The following is a 15173-nucleotide window of genomic DNA, read 5'->3' as shown; positions in this document are numbered from 1 at the left end:
ATGGCTTCATGTCAAAGTATTTGCGATTGCCGGATCATGGTTTTCTTGCATATGACCACAGACGATTATGATTCGATGTTTCCGGGAATCTGTCTCCAGCATTCAGCTTTAGTTTTTGCGGATTATTGACATTGCTGCCAGTCTCCCCTATTTCAATGTAAAAACCATTATTTGGAGCTTTTTGACCAGGGCGGAATTGTCGATTCTGTCCCATTTTGCCTTCCTCCTTTATAAGTATTCCGGCTTTCTTATTATCTGCTCAACTCAGCAAACTATTTAATAAAACATTTGGAAAGATGTTTATCCTTTCATAAAGCAGCGTTTTCCGTTAAATTAGTATGTGTTGACAAGATTGTTTGGAGGTAAAAAATGGATACACTTTACGATTTGCTGAAGTACATATTTTTAGGCCTTTTCCAGGGAATTACAGAGCCTATACCTGTATCATCCAGCGGCCATCTTGAAATTGCCGAGCATTTCTTTGGATTGGAAATAGAGGGAATGAGCTTCGCCCTGCTGGTAAACACCGCTTCACTATTCGCCGTCCTGCTGGTTTACAAAGATGATATAATGCGTTTAATTGTTAATGGTTTAACGTATATTAAGAGCAGAAGCCCGGAAGCGAAAAAGGATTTCATGTTCATCATCTATCTCATTATCGGTACCATTCCGGCAGGTGTAATTGGTGTATTGTTTGGCGATTTTATCGAGGAGAATCTGGCTTCGATCAAAACAGTCGGCATCACTCTTATTGTGACTGGTTTTGCTTTATGGATGATAAGGAACATGAGGGGCAGAAAAAGCGATGGGGAGTTGAGCTATCGGGATGCCCTCATTGTCGGCCTGGCCCAGGCGATTGCATTAATCCCCGGAATAAGCCGTTCAGGCGCCACGATTGTTGCGGCAATGAGCCTTGGCATGAAGCAGGAAACAGCATTAAGATACTCATTCCTGTTGTATATTCCGGTTAGTGCCGGCGGAATGATCCTCGGATTTTCCGATATCCTGAAAGACCCTTATCTTAGGGAATTGGCACTGCCATATCTTTTAGCGTTTGTTTCTTCTTTGATTGCATCTTATTTCTCTTTAAAATGGTTCATGAATATTATGGCGCGCGGCAACCTGAAATATTTTGCTGTTTATTGTTTTATTGTCGGGGCGCTGGTTCTCATCTTTTCATAATAAAAACCGGCTGTCGCAATGCACAGCCGGTTTTCTAATGCTTATTACTTGGCTCAGTAATAATAAGCCATAACAGTTCCTATTTATGAAATCTTCCTAATCCTTAAGCAGCTCAACCAATAGTGCTTTTTGTGCGTGCAGGCGATTGCCGGCCTGTTCGAATACAACAGAATGACCGCCATCAATCACGCCTGCTGTTACTTCCTCTCCTCGATGGGCAGGCAGGCAGTGCATGAAGAGACAGCCCTCTTTCGCGTGTGTGAGGAGGTCTTCGTTAACTTGAAAATCACTGAAATCCTTGAGTCTCTGCTCATTTTCACTTTCCTGGCCCATGCTGGTCCATACATCCGTATAAATGATATCCGCATTCTTGACAGCTTCAATAGGCGAATTGGTTATAGTGAGCTTTGCTCCGCTCTCCTTCGCGAATGCTGAACATTTTTCTGTCACAGCCATATCCGGGAAATATCCCTCTGGTGCAGCAATAGCAATATCAAGGCCTATTTTGGTCCCGGCGACCATCAGGGAATGCGCCATATTATTGCCGTCTCCGATATAGGCTAATTTAAGTCCGTTTAATTTACCCTTCTTTTCATAAATTGTCTGCAAATCAGCAAGCGCCTGGCAAGGGTGGTATAAATCAGTCAGCCCATTAATGACTGGCACTGTTGCATGCTCTGCCAGTTCCTCTACTGAAGCATGGGAAAAGGTCCTGATCATAATTCCGTCCACATATTGGGAAAGAACACGGGCTGTATCAGCGATTGTTTCTCCACGGCCAAGCTGAAGGTCGCTGCCATTGAGATATAGAGCGCTGCCGCCAAGCTGGATCATCCCCGCTTCAAAGGAAACCCTCGTTCTAGTTGACGATTTTTCAAAAATCATGCCTAATATTTTACCTTTTAGCGGCTGGTCAAATTTTTTATTTAATGTATTTTTTTTTAATTCCACAGCTTTTTCTATGAGTCCCGTAATTTCATCGGGTTCCAAATCTGCCAGGGTCAAAAGGTCCTTTCCTTTTAAATTAAGCTCTAGCTGCTGCAATGCGGTCATTTCGCCAACACTCCCTTGCTCATATTTTCGTGCCATGCAGACAATGATTTAACATCCCACTCCTCGATGGATGTACTTTTTATCAATGCTTCCAATGTTTCCTTTTGCGTCAATATGATCTTTCGGTTCTTTACTGCCCATTCTCTAGCGTCTCTGTCTCTAGCTGTATTGCCAGGACAAAACAATGCCGCTACCTTTCCAGGGTCATCGATATATTCGTAATTAACAAACGTTATTCCAATGGAGCTGGCCTGTTCTGCTAGTTCACATTCCTCTGTATAAGCGATTATGCCATTGAATGCCTTCCCTCCGATTGAATGGAAGCTTTTTGCCAGAGTTTCTTCGAGTTTTGATCCAATACTGATACCCTCACCAGTTGAAATCATCTGCGGTCCGGTTTTTGCATCAAGGCCTTTTAATGCAAAGTTTGAAAAGACTGGATGTTTCACACAAAGAATTGGGCTGTCAGTATCGAGGATCAGTTCATCCTTCGACAATGAATATTTCCCGAGCAATATTTTTGTCGCTTTTTCTACCAATTCAACACCCGCTACCTTGCTAACAATCGGCATTGTCCTGCTTGACCGAGGGTTGATTTCAAGCAAAAATACCTGTTGCTCCTTAACAATGAATTGAATGTTCATCAGCCCTTGGTAATTGATGGCCTGCACGATTTTTCTTGCATAGGCAACCATCTTCTCTTTTACTTCTGATGAAAAGCTCTGAGCAGGAATGATGCAGAAACTGTCGCCAGAGTGCACACCAGTTTTTTCAATATGCTCAATGATGGCAGGTATCAGAACATGCTTTCCATCGGAAGCAATATCGAGCTCGGCTTCACTTGCCCGCAAATATTGATCGACAAGGATTGGATACTGGATTTCATCTTTATCCAGGAGTGAGTTGAGCTGTTCGGAATTATCAATTACGACCATGTTCAAGCCGCCAATCACATATGAAGGTCTAATTAGGACAGGATATCCCAATTCTTCAATCACCTTCAATAACTCCTGTTTGTCTGATGCCATTTCTCCCTGAACACGTGGAATATCGAGCTGGTCAAGCAGCTGATAGAATTGATCCCGGTCTTCAAACAAGTCAATGGTTGACGAGCTGGTTCCAAGCAGCTTGATACCGGCTTTTTCAAGATCCTTTGCCAAGTTCAATGCCGTTTGGCCTCCAAGCTGGACAATGACCTCTTCTATGCCTTCATGATCGATCACGTTCAGGATATCTTCGATTGTCAGTGGTTCAAAATACAATCTGTCGGAAATGGCAAAATCCGTACTGACTGTTTCCGGATTATTGTTGATCATAATCGTTTCAACCTCTTCGTCCTTCAAAGCAAAGACACCATGAACGGAACAATAATCAAATTCAATCCCCTGGCCAATACTGATCGGGCCGCTGCCAATAACAAGGACCTTCCGCTTTCCATTCGGTCCTGGTGCTTCGTTATGCCCGAAATAACTGGAGTAGAAATAATTGGAGGCTGACTCGAATTCGGCGGCACATGTATCGACCATTTTGTAAACAGGGATAATACCATGTTTTTTGCGCAGACTGCGGACTTCCTCTTCTTTAACCTTCCACGTTTCAGCAAGATACTTATCGCTGAAGCCCTTTTCCTTTATCAAACTTAGGTCGCGAGCAGTAACTGTTGAGAGCTCTTGCGCTTCAATCAATTGTTCCATATAAATGAGATTTTTGAATTTCGCAAGGAAGAATAAGTCAATCTTCGTCTTGTCATGCATGATTTGAATATCTTCATTCCTTCTGATTAGCTCAAGCAGAGCAAAAATCCTCTGGTCTGTTTGTCTCGCAGCGAGTTCATATAGCTGGCCGATTGAATAATTTGAAATAGCTGGCATCTTTAAATCAAGTGCCTTCAGGTTTAGTGATCTGACAGCTTTTAAAAATGCACGTTCAAAGCTGCGATCCATTGCCATTGCTTCACCGGTTGCTTTCATTTGCGTCCCTAATGTTCTGTCGATTTGCGGAAATTGTTCAAACGGCCATTTCGGCAGCTTCACGACTACATAATCAAGCGCTGGTTCATAGCTTGCAAACGTATTTCCCGTAACAGGATTCTTAAGCTCAGCAAGGCTGTAGCCTACAGCAAGCTTTGCTGCCATCCTCGCAATTGGATAGCCTGTAGCTTTTGATGCAAGCGCTGATGATCGGCTGACCCTTGGATTGACTTCAATCAAGTAATAATTTTTGCTATCAGGATCCAGGGCAAACTGGATATTGCAGCCCCCTACGATCCCCAGGGCGGAAATGATTTTAACTGCCGCTGTTCTTAGCATTTGATACTCTCTGTCGGTGAGCGTTTGTGAAGGAGCCACAACTATGGAGTCACCGGTATGGATGCCGACTGGATCGATATTTTCCATATTGCACACAGCAATACAGGTTCCATCAGCATCCCGCATCATTTCGTATTCGATTTCCTTGAAACCGGCTATACTCCTTTCAATCAGGCATTGATTAATTGGACTTTCATTCAATCCGCCTTTTACAAGCTGAATCAATTCCTCCATACACTTGGCGATGCCACCGCCAGTGCCCCCAAGTGTATATGCAGGGCGGATGATCAATGGAAAGCCGATACGGCTTGCGAAGGCAGTCGCTTCTTCCAGCTGGGTTACAATTTCACTTTCTGGAACAGGTTCCTTTAATTCATGCATCAGACTCCGGAACGCTTCCCTGTCTTCCCCTTGTTTGATGCTCTTGACAGATGTCCCCAGTACCTTAACATTATATTTTTCGAGGATACCTTGTTCACTCAGCTTAAAAATCAGGTTCAGTCCTGCCTGGCCGCCAACTGTACCAAGGATTCCATCAGGCCTTTCAAGCTTGAGGATCTTTTCGACACCTTCCACGGTCATCGGTTCAAAGTAGACTTCGTCGACAAAAACATGGTCGGTCATGACTGTTGCTGGATTGTTATTTAAAAGGATGACCCTATACCCTTCCTCCTTAAGAGCGATGCAAGCCTGGGTTCCGGCGTAATCAAATTCTGCCGCCTGGCCAATGATAATGGGTCCTGATCCGATAACTAATATTGATTTGATACTTTTATCCTTAGGCATAGCTGACTTCTCTCCGCTTATTGTATTTGACTGTCTGGATGAATTCTTCAAAAATGAATGTGCTGTCTTCCGGCCCCGGACTAGCCTCTGGATGAAATTGTACAGTCAGAAGCGGCAGTCTCTCATGGTAAAGGCCCTCGATCGATTGATCATTTTTATTATAAAAGCGCACCTTCAGTCCAGTATCATGAAGGCTGTTTGGTTCTACTGCGTAACTATGGTTTTGCGAGCTCATGAAGACCCGTTTGCCAGCCACATCATAAATCGGCTGATTTGCACCGCGATGGCCAAAGAGCATTTTCTTTGTATTACCGCCAAGGGCCAAAGCAGTCAGCTGGTGACCCAGACAGATACCTAGAACAGGATAATGCTCAATCACTTTTTTAATTCCTTCCAGATAAGCCGATAACTCCTTGGGGTCCCCGGGTCCATTTGATAATAGAACTCCATCTGGCTTAAATTCGGCAATTTTTTTGAAGCTATAATCATAGGGCACGATTGTCACGAGGCAATTATGACTTACAAGATAATCGGCAATCGATTTTTTAAAGCCATAATCAATCAGGACGATATGTGTATCCCCCTGGCCGATTGTTCTTGGACTCTTGGCGGAAACCTCCTTCACCTTCAGGCTTTCAAGTGTGTCACAGCTGAAATCAATTCCTGCTTCAGCAGATAACATTGCAGGCATCGTTCCATTTTGACGTATGCTCTTGACAAGCTCCCTTGTATCAATATGCTCAAGGACGGGAATCTCCCATTTCTTTAAATAATCAATAAAGGAATGCTCTGCTTCGTAATGATAGGCCGAGTCTGCTGCCTCATATACGATTACCGCTGCAGCATGTGGTTTTTTACTCTCAAAGTCCTCTGCGTTAATTCCATAGTTCCCAATCAGTGGATAAGTAAAAACGATGATTTGATTTTTGTAGGAAGGATCTGTTAGAACCTCCTGATAGCCTGTCATTCCAGTAAAAAAAACAATTTCTCCGGCAATGCCGGCTTCTGTCAGAGTCCCATGCAGCCTTCCCTGAAATGTTTTGCCGTCCGCCAGATGCAGATATCCTTCCATTCGACACCTCTCCATTTTGAATAATTATTTATATAATCTAATTTTTATGCATTGACTATTAAAAAAAATAAGCACTATACCGTAACAGAAACTTTTCTCAAGGCTTCTTCAATTATATTAACAGCCTTTTCGATCTCATTTTCGGTAACATTCAATGGCGGAAGCAGCCTAATGACATTTTCGCCGGCAGGAAGGGCAATCAGTCCCGCTTCTCTTAAGGAAACCAATATCGGCTGCACAGCAATCGTCACTTCGATTCCTGCCATCATTCCCAGCCCGCGGATATCCCTTACGTATTCATGGCTGTTAAGCTTTTGATGCAGCAGTTCAAATAAGTACTTACCTTTGGCCGCTGTTTCATTTAAAAATGATTCATTGAATATAATATCCATTGTTGCTGCTGCGGCAGCTGTACTGACTGGATTGCCGCCAAAGGTAGAACCATGGCTGCCAGGACCAAAGAATTCCTTCAACTCAGCTTTGCCAACTGCTGCTCCAATCGGCAGCCCGCTGCCCAGACCCTTAGCTGAGGTGATGATATCCGGCTGAATACCATAATGCTGGAATGCAAATGGCTTTCCAGTACGGCCTATTCCTGTCTGGATTTCATCGATAATTAGCAGAGAACCATTTTCCATGCAGGCTGCCTCGACATTTTTAATGAATTCAGTTTCTGCAACATGGATTCCGCCCTCGCCCTGGATTATTTCAATCAAAACAGCTGCAGTATCAGCACCTATTTCCTGCAGAAATGCCTCTGAATCATTGAAGGGGAGATGGATAAAGGTCTCCAGCATGCTTCCGTACCCTTGCTTGATTTTATCCTGCCCTGTTGCGGCCATTCCAGCGAATGTCCTTCCATGGAAAGACTGCAAAAATGATATGATTTTCGTCCTTCCGGTAGCTTTTCGGGCGAGCTTAATAGCAGCCTCATTTGCCTCCGCTCCGCTATTGGCGAAAAACACATGGTCCATGCCAGCTGCCTCGGCAAGCTTTGTAGCAGCATCCTCTTGAATGCTTTGCGGAAACAGATTCGAAACATGCCAAAATAACTCAAGCTGTTCCTTCACAGCTTTCTCAACTTTTTCAGGACGGTGCCCGAGATTGCAAACACCTATACCAGAGGTGAAATCGAGATATTCACGCCCGTCTTTTCCATAAAGGACTGCACCAGCAGCTTTTACAGGCTCGATTTCCCAGCGCTGATATGTGGGGAATAAAGAACTCATTTTGTTATCCTTTCTGCAGCTGCTATAGACGTTCCAAGCCAGCTGCCCTGTTTATAGAATCGCTTTTTTCCGGAAATGATCATTGCGGTTTCCATCCCTGCAGAAATTGCAGCCAATGCTGACTTCACCTTTGGCACCATTCCGCCATAAATATTTCCATCAGCAATATAATCTTCCACATCCTGGTCCGTCAGCTGACTGACAATTTCACCATCTATCAAAATACCATCTACATTTGTGACAAAAGAACATCGTTCCGCCTTCAGGGCTTTAGCAATTGCCGCCGCTGCATAGTCCCCGTTGATGTTCAGCCTTCCACCATCTTCTGCCACAGCAATTGGCGTCATGACGGGAATGTATCCGTTATTGATGGCCATGAAAATCAGTTCAGTCCTGACAGTAGTTATAGTGCCAACAAAACCTAGATTATCCTGATCAAGATAGGTCCCCTGCAGGCATCCTCCGTCACTGCCATTAATGCCAAGGACATTAAATCCTTTTCTGCTAAGTATTCCGCACAGCTGGCGATTGGTTTGCCCTGATAGGACCATTTCTGCAACTTCCATCGTTTTCTCACAAGTAACCCTCAAGCCATCGATGAATCTTGTCGGTATTTTATACAAGTCCAGCAATCTGTTGATGGCTGGTCCACCGCCATGGACAATAACAGGATGATAGCCGTTATCGATTAAATCTGTCAGGCTATCAAAAAAGTCGTCTGTAAGTTCCTCGAGTACACTCCCGCCACACTTAATGACCACAATCTTCAATTGATTCGCCCCTTTATGTCCGATAGCTTGCATTGATTTTCACATAATCATATGAGAGATCACAGCCCCATGCCATACCATGCCCTGTTCCCAGATGCAGGTCTACAAATATCTGCACCTTGTCTCCCATCAGATACACCTTCGCCTGTTCCTCGTCAAAGGAGATTGGCGTACTTCCCTTTAGCATTTGGATGGATCCAAGCGCAATATCTACTGTTTTCGGATTCACGACAGCCTGGCTCTGGCCAATTGCGCCAATGATTCTTCCCCAATTTGCATCTGCTCCATATACTGCTGTTTTCACAAGGTTCGATCCGGCGATTTTCTTGGCAATGATGCCGGCTTCCTTATTCGACATAGCCCCGTCAACACATACCTCAATTAACTTTGTTGCTCCTTCGCCATCCTTTGCTATTTGCTTCGCAAGGCTGGCACAGCTTTCTTTCAGCAAATCCAGAAATACTGGCCATTCTGGATGGTCTGGATTCAGCGCCTTATTTCCTGCAGCACCATTTGCCATTACAAGCACCATATCGTTTGTGGAAACATCGCCATCAACCGTTATTTGATTGAAGGTAGTGTTCGTAACCTCCTTCAATGCAGCTGATAAATGTCCACTTTCAATCACAGCATCTGTTGTCAAAAAGCCAAGCATCGTCGCCATGTTAGGATGGATCATACCGGATCCTTTTGCTGCTCCTCCCATTACTACGGTACAGCCGTCAATTTCTGCAGTAAAACAGCTCTGCTTCATGACTGTATCTGTCGTAAGAATGGCTGTCTGAAAGGCTTCTGCCTGCTCACTCATATTCCCCAAAACAAGTTTGGAAATTCCAGCTTCAATTTTGTCCATTTGCAAATATTCACCGATAACGCCGGTAGAAGCAACTGCGACATGATGCTCGGGTATACCCAGTTTTGCAGCTGCCAATGACCTCATTTTTAATGCGTCCTGATAGCCTTGTTCACCCGTACACGCATTGGCGCAAGCACTATTGACAACTAGAGCCTGCAGGATTCCTTCCTGCCCGATGCTTTCCTGCGTAACCAGCAATGGTGCAGCCTGAAAGTGGCTTGTAGTGTATACAGCCGCACAGCTTCCTGGAGTTTCACTGAAAATCATTCCCAAGTCCAATTTGTTATAGCGAAGACCCGCATGGACTCCGCCTGTCTGGAAGCCTTTTGGATTCAGGATACCGCCATCAGGGATTTCTTTTATCTGCTTATGATCTTGTATTGCCTGGTACATGTTTTCCTCCTTTATGGATACAGGGGAATCAATTCAAGTCCAGCTGTTTCCTCGAAGCCAAACATAATATTGGCGTTCTGGACAGCCTGCCCTGCAGCCCCTTTCATAAGATTGTCAATAACGGACACGATGGTCAGCCTCCCGGTCCTCGGGTCAGCATGCATACCTATATCGCAATAATTCGAGCCTTTCACTTCTTTTACAGAAGGGAAAATCCCCTGTTTCCTTACTCTTATGAATGTCTGGTTGTGATATGCCTGTTCATATATTTCTAGCAGTCTTGAAGTCTCCATTTCTTCTTTTAACTGGACATACATAGTGGCCATGATTCCACGAGTAATAGGGAGCAAATGGGTACTGAATGTGATATTTACCTGGTCTTCATTCCAGATTCCAAGCTGCTGTTCAATTTCCGGGATGTGCTGATGCTCATTTACTTTATATATTTTAAAGTTCTCATTGATCTCTGCGTACATTGTTCCGAGCGACGGTGATCGGCCTGCCCCTGAAACCCCGGACTTGGCATCAATGATGATGCTTCCTGGATCAATCAATTTTTCAGTCATCAGCGGCGCAAGGCCGAGAAGTGCTGCCGTCGGATAACAGCCCGGGTTCGCTAAAATATCAGCATCGGCTATTCTCTCACGGTTCCATTCACTTAATCCATAAACTGCACTTTCAAGAATCTCATCTGAAACCGGCTCGTTCCCATACCATGCTTTATATAAATCTGGTTTTTTCAGCCTTAAATCTCCGGATAAATCAATCACCTTAATATTTTTTTGTAAAAAGCTTTTAACAAGATTGCCAGAAACCTTTGTGGGAGTCGCCAGAAAGACAACATCTGCTTCATCTGCAATCCTGTCTGTATCAATTTGCACAAGCCGCTGATCCACAATACCGGTCAGATGGGGAAATTCCTCTGATAATGGCTTCTCATCTCTGGTGGTATGTATCGAATGGATCTTTAAATAAGGATGTCTGGCAAGGAGGCGAATCAGCTCACCCCCTCCATATCCTGTTGTACCGATGATTGCTGACTTCACCATTCTCCTCCTCTCTTAAATGTATAAATAATCATTTGAATTTATAATTATTAATAATGTTCTTCTTATTATAAGAACTCATTTTTCAAAACGCAACAGAAATATTAACAATATGTGAACAATTCACAATTTTATTGAAGAATTAATATGCTTTACAATATACTAATATTAATATTTTATACGGTAAGGAGTATGATTCCGCCGTATTAAGGTGGGAGAAACAAGATGCAGGCTGCTTTTTCTTTGTCATCAAACCTGAATAGACTGTTCGAAAGAATCCACAGATTAAGAATGATTGAAAAAGGGGCATACCTTTTCGAGGAAGGAAATCCCGCAAATGAACTGTATATTATTCAAAGCGGAAAATTCCAGCTCAGCAAGATGGTTCCTGATGGGCGTGAGTTGACGATCAGGATGTGCTCTACTGGTGAATTGGTTGGAGAATTATCATTATTCAGCTCTGCCTCAAAACACATCCAAAATGCCCTGGCATCAGAGGGCGGTACTGTTGCAGTAATCCAAAAGGACAAACTTGAAACCGAAATCGCCAAAGACCACGGTTTGGCACTGGAAGTAGTCAAGTGGCTTTCCCTGCAGCACCGCAAATCGCATACAAGATTCCGGGACCTTGTCCTTCACGGTAAAAAAGGTGCGTTATACTCAACGCTGATTCGTTTAGTGAACAGTTACGGAATAATGACAGGGGACGGAATAAAAATCAATGTGTCACTCACTAATCAGGAGCTTGCCAACTTCTGCGGAACGTCGCGCGAGGTCGTCAACAGGCTGCTGAGTGAACTGAGAAAGAATAACATTATTTCAATCGACAAAGGCTACATCACTGTCCTGGAACTGAACCAGCTTAAAAGAGAGATTGATTGTGAAAACTGTCCGATTGAAATTTGTAATATAGAATAAAAAACGAAGCCCTAAGAATTGCTAAGGGCTTCGTTTTTTATATTGCTGAAATCATGATCATGAAGAATATGGCGGCATTCATGATCTCATAAACTCCAACCTTCATGACAGACAGCGGTCTTCCATAAAAGGCAATAGCCCTGATAAGGCTGGGAATCATGGCAGCTGCTAACGCTATTCCCCCAAAGCTGAGCCATAAAATCGGCACCAGCAGGTGGTAGCCCCAGGAAATCCATTTGAAATTGACGTTCTTTTTTTCCCGGATCATCGTCTTTACATAAAAGGTACTGCCGGTGAAAAATAAGACAGAGGCTGCAAATACTATGATTGCTCCCTGGTTGATTGTGCCAGCTGGCAAAAAGCTGCTGGCAAGTCCTGCTATCGCAAAAACGATAATGGCACTGAAATCATTCAATATTGCCCGATCCTTGTTCTTTGAAGAAAAATATGCGTTCAATATAAAGAAGGGAATCATCGAAAAGCCAAAATAGACAATTGTTGGCTGTGTAAATAATGGAACCATCAAAAATGCTATCGCAGGCACCATATAGATCAGCGCCCATTTACGATAAAATTCAAGCTTTTTCCCTTTGAACACCAGTAAAAGCGGATATGTCGCCAAATATAATAAAAGCCAGCCAATAAAAAACGGGATATGCTGCCAGATCAATTCGCTTGAAGCTGCTCCAAGCCAGAATGGAATGATCAACATTGCCCAGGCACCGTGCTGTTTTGGCATGAATAATTTCATGTTCTACACTCCCTTATTTCTGTTCCTGCCTTCACTATAAAACAGCTGCTAAGGATATTAAGTGAAACACATCACATTTTGCAGACATGAAAATGAACCGACACGGAACTGTCAAAACTGCTGAGTGATAAAACGGGAAAAAGCTGAACCATAATAGATTCAGCTTCTTTTTTCAAAATGAAGTTTCAGGTAAAGCTTTTTCACATATAGATGCGGCTTTACCAGATAATATATTTCTTTCGTAAAAGCCATACTCAGCAAAAACATAAAAACAACGATGAAGTGGACCTTCGAAAGAGTGGATATATTCATGACAAGCTCCATATCAGGCTGCAGCTGAGCAAGACTGATCAGCAAGCGCAATAGCAGCAGCGGCTCATTTGAAATGCTGCTTGACAGGACGATGGCAATACCTGTCGCAGTACTTAAAAACATAAGGGCTTTCACTGTGCAGGCTAGGTATCGGCCAAACTTCGACTCTGCACCATCGTCCTCCGCTGAATCATATTGCCACACAAGTCCCATTCCGACAATGGCAGCTACTGAATATGGATAGACAACCCATAAAAAGATTTGAACCAGTTCCATCTTTCTCACCTCAAACAAAAGTCCCAAACATTTGCCCCACTAACATTTTAACTGTGGGAATGCCATGTGACAGTGACAAAAGTCGCCGAATTTGTCCAAAATAAGAAGATTTTATTGGTAAATCAATCAATCCTTTGCAGGTTTTCCCCTAATACCACCATTAACTATTGCCTGCCTTCAGCTGCCTTACAATATAGTTGGTTATCCATGTCAGACCGACTTCGTCTGCATTGCAGTAAACCGGAACTGCGCTTTCGTTAAGCCTATCAGCTAATACAGACTCACGGCAAAAGATGATCTTGACTCCATCCAGGGTTTGCAGGAGTTCCACATCAGCTTCATTGCGAATGATTACTGCTTTATCGTAAGATTTCTTCTTATATCCTTCTATCAATATCACATCGGGAGCAAAAAAGGTAAGAAGTCCGATTTCTTCCTCAAGGGACCATCCCTTTTGCTCAGCCTGTATGATGATTCGGCCTTCTCCTGCTACGAGTGAAGCAGCTGCTCCAGCCGATACATGCTGTACCGAATCCTTCCTATCCGAAACCTCAGGCTTCCCTCCGTGTCCATGGTGCTTAATCGTCGCGACCTTGAGGCCAAGAGCTGACAACCGCTCTATCAATTTTAGGATAAGCGTTGTCTTGCCGCTATTCTGAAACCCTGCTACCTGGAATATAACCGGCTTTACCAAGGCCATTCACTGCCAGTATGATCTTCGAGCATCAGGACCTCAACTTCCATTCCCTGTTCAAACCCTCTAGTGCCTCCAGGCAGGATCATGAGTGAGTTTGCTCCGGCAAGGCTCATAATGATATTCGATTTATCAAGACCGCTTGGAGTGACAATCAGCCTGCCATCCTGAATCGTCAATGCACTCCTCACAAAGCGGGTAAACGGATTCGCTTTAGGAAAGTTCGCATCAAGTATCGCCTTTTCTTTTCTGAGGTGCGGCTGTTCTGTGAAAAGCATTGTCCTGATAATCGGACGGGCAAACAGTTCAAAGCCGACATAGCAAGCAGAAGGATTGCCAGACAGACCAAATAAAAGCTTTCCGCCAAGCTCGGCAACGGTTGTTACACTGCCTGGCCTCATCGCTACTTTGTTAAAGAGAACCTCCGCGCCAAGCTTTGCATAAATTTCTGGCAGATAATCATAATCCCCTACCGATACACCGCCAGTAGTGATGAATAAATCAACTTCCTCAATCGCCCTGCTGACTGCCTCAAAGCATGTATCAAAATCATCAGGCAGCTGCCCAAAGTACTTTACTTCAGCTCCCGCCCTGAGGATTTGCGCAGAAATCATGTATGAGTTGCTGTTTCTTATTTTTCCAGGTTCCAATGGCTCATCTACATCAAGCAGCTCGGTGCCGGTTGCATAGAGGCCAATGACAGGCTTCTTAGCTACGGGCACTTTGGCATAGCCGAAAGTGGCCAGCATTGCCTGGATTCCCGGATTGATGAAGGTACCCTTTTTTACAAGCACCTCTCCTTCCTTTGCGTCTTCGCCTCGGTACGAGACATTTTCCCCTTTTTTGTGTTTCTTCTTTGTTTCCATATATTTTTTTCCATCACGTTCAATTTCCTTCGCCAACTCGAACATGACAACAGAGTCAGCCCCCTCTGGCATTTGGGCGCCCGTCATGATTCTGACTGCCTGGTTTGGCCCAAGCACCTTCTGTGTCAGCATCCCAGCACCAATATGGTCAATAACCTCAAATTCAACTCCATTGGATTGTGAAGCCTCCTGAGTATCAATAGACCGAATGGCATATCCATCGTAAGGAGCCCTGTCAAAATGCGGCACGTCACTTGTAGCCTTCAGGTCTTCCGAGAGATACCTTCCATAACTTTCATTTATTGAAACATATTCAGTCGAGCCATCTTTCTTATGTTCCATGACTCTCTTCACTGCTTCTCCAATCGCAATAGGATTTCTTTTCTCTAACATGAAATCAGCTCCTGTTTCAGATAAAACCTTATTTTGACTGCCCGGCCTAGAATCCAATTAGAAAAAAGGCGAACCAGCTTTTTTGAAATAAATACCCTTTTCATTATAAGAGTAATGGAAAAGTGAAGACATAACAAACCTCACATATTCTCTCATAAAATTCTCCTTAATAATGTAGATATTTTGTGAAGTGTGATGCACGTCACCAAGCCGCCAATCCATTTCCTTTATGATGAATATGTAACCAATATGATTAAGTATATGGAG

Annotated in this window: 14 protein-coding genes; 2 read left to right on the top strand and 12 right to left on the bottom strand. The window is 43.7% G+C overall.

Features of this window, described 5'->3' with window-relative positions:
* Window positions 1-34: 34 nt before the first annotated feature.
* Window positions 35-214: a YjzC family protein gene (locus tag AC3EBE_RS21730; protein WP_488597111.1), complete on the bottom strand. Its 180-nt coding sequence runs from the start codon at window positions 212-214 to the stop codon at window positions 35-37.
* A gap of 155 nt (window positions 215-369) precedes the next feature.
* On the opposite strand from AC3EBE_RS21730, the gene AC3EBE_RS21725 reads away from it, so the two are divergent.
* The gene (locus AC3EBE_RS21725) at window positions 370-1182 is read left to right on the top strand and encodes an undecaprenyl-diphosphate phosphatase (RefSeq protein WP_488597110.1); all 813 of its coding nucleotides are present in this window, start codon (window positions 370-372) and stop codon (window positions 1180-1182) included.
* Between the two features lie 96 nt (window positions 1183-1278).
* On the opposite strand, the gene argF is transcribed toward AC3EBE_RS21725, so the two are convergent.
* The 7 genes from argF to argC all read right to left on the bottom strand — a co-directional run bounded on the left by argF (window position 1279) and on the right by argC (window position 10696).
* A complete protein-coding gene (gene argF, locus AC3EBE_RS21720; protein WP_488597109.1) occupies window positions 1279-2235 on the bottom strand; it encodes an ornithine carbamoyltransferase in 957 nt (318 codons plus the stop codon).
* The gene (gene carB / locus AC3EBE_RS21715) at window positions 2232-5330 is read right to left on the bottom strand and encodes a carbamoyl-phosphate synthase (glutamine-hydrolyzing) large subunit (RefSeq protein ID WP_488597108.1); all 3099 of its coding nucleotides are present in this window, start codon (window positions 5328-5330) and stop codon (window positions 2232-2234) included. The genes argF and carB overlap by 4 nt, the downstream gene beginning before the upstream one ends.
* A complete protein-coding gene (locus AC3EBE_RS21710) occupies window positions 5323-6402 on the bottom strand; it encodes a carbamoyl phosphate synthase small subunit (RefSeq protein ID WP_488597107.1) in 1080 nt (359 codons plus the stop codon). The genes carB and AC3EBE_RS21710 overlap by 8 nt, the downstream gene beginning before the upstream one ends.
* Before the next feature lie 74 nt (window positions 6403-6476).
* The gene (argD, locus tag AC3EBE_RS21705; RefSeq protein ID WP_488597106.1) at window positions 6477-7631 is read right to left on the bottom strand and encodes an acetylornithine transaminase; all 1155 of its coding nucleotides are present in this window, start codon (window positions 7629-7631) and stop codon (window positions 6477-6479) included.
* Entirely contained in the window at window positions 7628-8392 is a 765-nt protein-coding gene (argB, locus tag AC3EBE_RS21700) for an acetylglutamate kinase (RefSeq protein ID WP_488597231.1), read from the bottom strand. Before argB ends, argD begins: the two co-directional genes overlap by 4 nt.
* 22 nt (window positions 8393-8414) lie before the next feature.
* Window positions 8415-9650 carry a bifunctional ornithine acetyltransferase/N-acetylglutamate synthase gene (gene argJ / locus AC3EBE_RS21695; RefSeq protein WP_488597105.1) on the bottom strand — a complete coding sequence of 412 codons (1236 nt, stop codon included), beginning with the start codon at window positions 9648-9650 and terminating at the stop codon, window positions 8415-8417.
* Window positions 9651-9661: 11 nt separating this feature from the next.
* Window positions 9662-10696 (bottom strand): N-acetyl-gamma-glutamyl-phosphate reductase, encoded by a 1035-nt coding sequence (gene argC / locus AC3EBE_RS21690; protein WP_488597230.1) that lies wholly within the window; start codon window positions 10694-10696, stop codon window positions 9662-9664.
* A 225-nt stretch (window positions 10697-10921) separates the two neighbouring features.
* Between argC and AC3EBE_RS21685 the strand changes: the two genes are divergently transcribed.
* Entirely contained in the window at window positions 10922-11614 is a 693-nt protein-coding gene (locus AC3EBE_RS21685; protein ID WP_488597104.1) for a Crp/Fnr family transcriptional regulator, read from the top strand.
* Window positions 11615-11651: 37 nt separating this feature from the next.
* Here the strand turns inward: AC3EBE_RS21685 and AC3EBE_RS21680 are convergent, their stop codons facing one another.
* The 4 genes from AC3EBE_RS21680 to AC3EBE_RS21665 form a co-directional block, all read right to left on the bottom strand.
* Window positions 11652-12365, bottom strand: coding sequence for a YwiC-like family protein (locus tag AC3EBE_RS21680; protein ID WP_488597103.1), 714 nt, complete (start codon window positions 12363-12365; stop codon window positions 11652-11654).
* 159 nt (window positions 12366-12524) lie between these two features.
* Window positions 12525-12953 carry a hypothetical protein gene (locus AC3EBE_RS21675; RefSeq protein ID WP_488597102.1) on the bottom strand — a complete coding sequence of 143 codons (429 nt, stop codon included), beginning with the start codon at window positions 12951-12953 and terminating at the stop codon, window positions 12525-12527.
* 160 nt (window positions 12954-13113) lie between these two features.
* Window positions 13114-13653, bottom strand: a complete 540-nt coding sequence (mobB, locus tag AC3EBE_RS21670; protein ID WP_488597101.1) for a molybdopterin-guanine dinucleotide biosynthesis protein B — start codon at window positions 13651-13653, stop codon at window positions 13114-13116.
* A complete protein-coding gene (locus tag AC3EBE_RS21665) occupies window positions 13641-14906 on the bottom strand; it encodes a molybdopterin molybdotransferase MoeA (RefSeq protein ID WP_488597100.1) in 1266 nt (421 codons plus the stop codon). The genes mobB and AC3EBE_RS21665 overlap by 13 nt, the downstream gene beginning before the upstream one ends.
* Window positions 14907-15173 lie beyond the last annotated feature (267 nt).

The organism is Mesobacillus sp. (assembly GCF_057785455.1).
Note: the sequence above shows the minus strand (reverse complement) of the source record. Positions and strands in the feature narration are given on the sequence as shown.

Bases quoted from the DNA above. Each gene is read 5' to 3' on its own strand.
- mobB (WP_488597101.1), bottom strand. From the start codon at position 13,653: ATGGCCTTGGTAAAGCCGGTTATATTCCAGGTAGCAGGGTTTCAGAAT.
- AC3EBE_RS21730 (WP_488597111.1), bottom strand. From the start codon at position 214: ATGGGACAGAATCGACAATTCCGCCCTGGTCAAAAAGCTCCAAATAAT.
- AC3EBE_RS21710 (WP_488597107.1), bottom strand. From the start codon at position 6,402: ATGGAAGGATATCTGCATCTGGCGGACGGCAAAACATTTCAGGGAAGG.
- argD (WP_488597106.1), bottom strand. From the start codon at position 7,631: ATGAGTTCTTTATTCCCCACATATCAGCGCTGGGAAATCGAGCCTGTA.
- carB (WP_488597108.1), bottom strand. From the start codon at position 5,330: ATGCCTAAGGATAAAAGTATCAAATCAATATTAGTTATCGGATCAGGA.
- AC3EBE_RS21665 (WP_488597100.1), bottom strand. From the start codon at position 14,906: ATGTTAGAGAAAAGAAATCCTATTGCGATTGGAGAAGCAGTGAAGAGA.
- AC3EBE_RS21685 (WP_488597104.1), top strand. From the start codon at position 10,922: ATGCAGGCTGCTTTTTCTTTGTCATCAAACCTGAATAGACTGTTCGAA.
- AC3EBE_RS21675 (WP_488597102.1), bottom strand. From the start codon at position 12,953: ATGGAACTGGTTCAAATCTTTTTATGGGTTGTCTATCCATATTCAGTA.
- argJ (WP_488597105.1), bottom strand. From the start codon at position 9,650: ATGTACCAGGCAATACAAGATCATAAGCAGATAAAAGAAATCCCTGAT.
- AC3EBE_RS21725 (WP_488597110.1), top strand. From the start codon at position 370: ATGGATACACTTTACGATTTGCTGAAGTACATATTTTTAGGCCTTTTC.
- AC3EBE_RS21680 (WP_488597103.1), bottom strand. From the start codon at position 12,365: ATGAAATTATTCATGCCAAAACAGCACGGTGCCTGGGCAATGTTGATC.
- argF (WP_488597109.1), bottom strand. From the start codon at position 2,235: ATGACCGCATTGCAGCAGCTAGAGCTTAATTTAAAAGGAAAGGACCTT.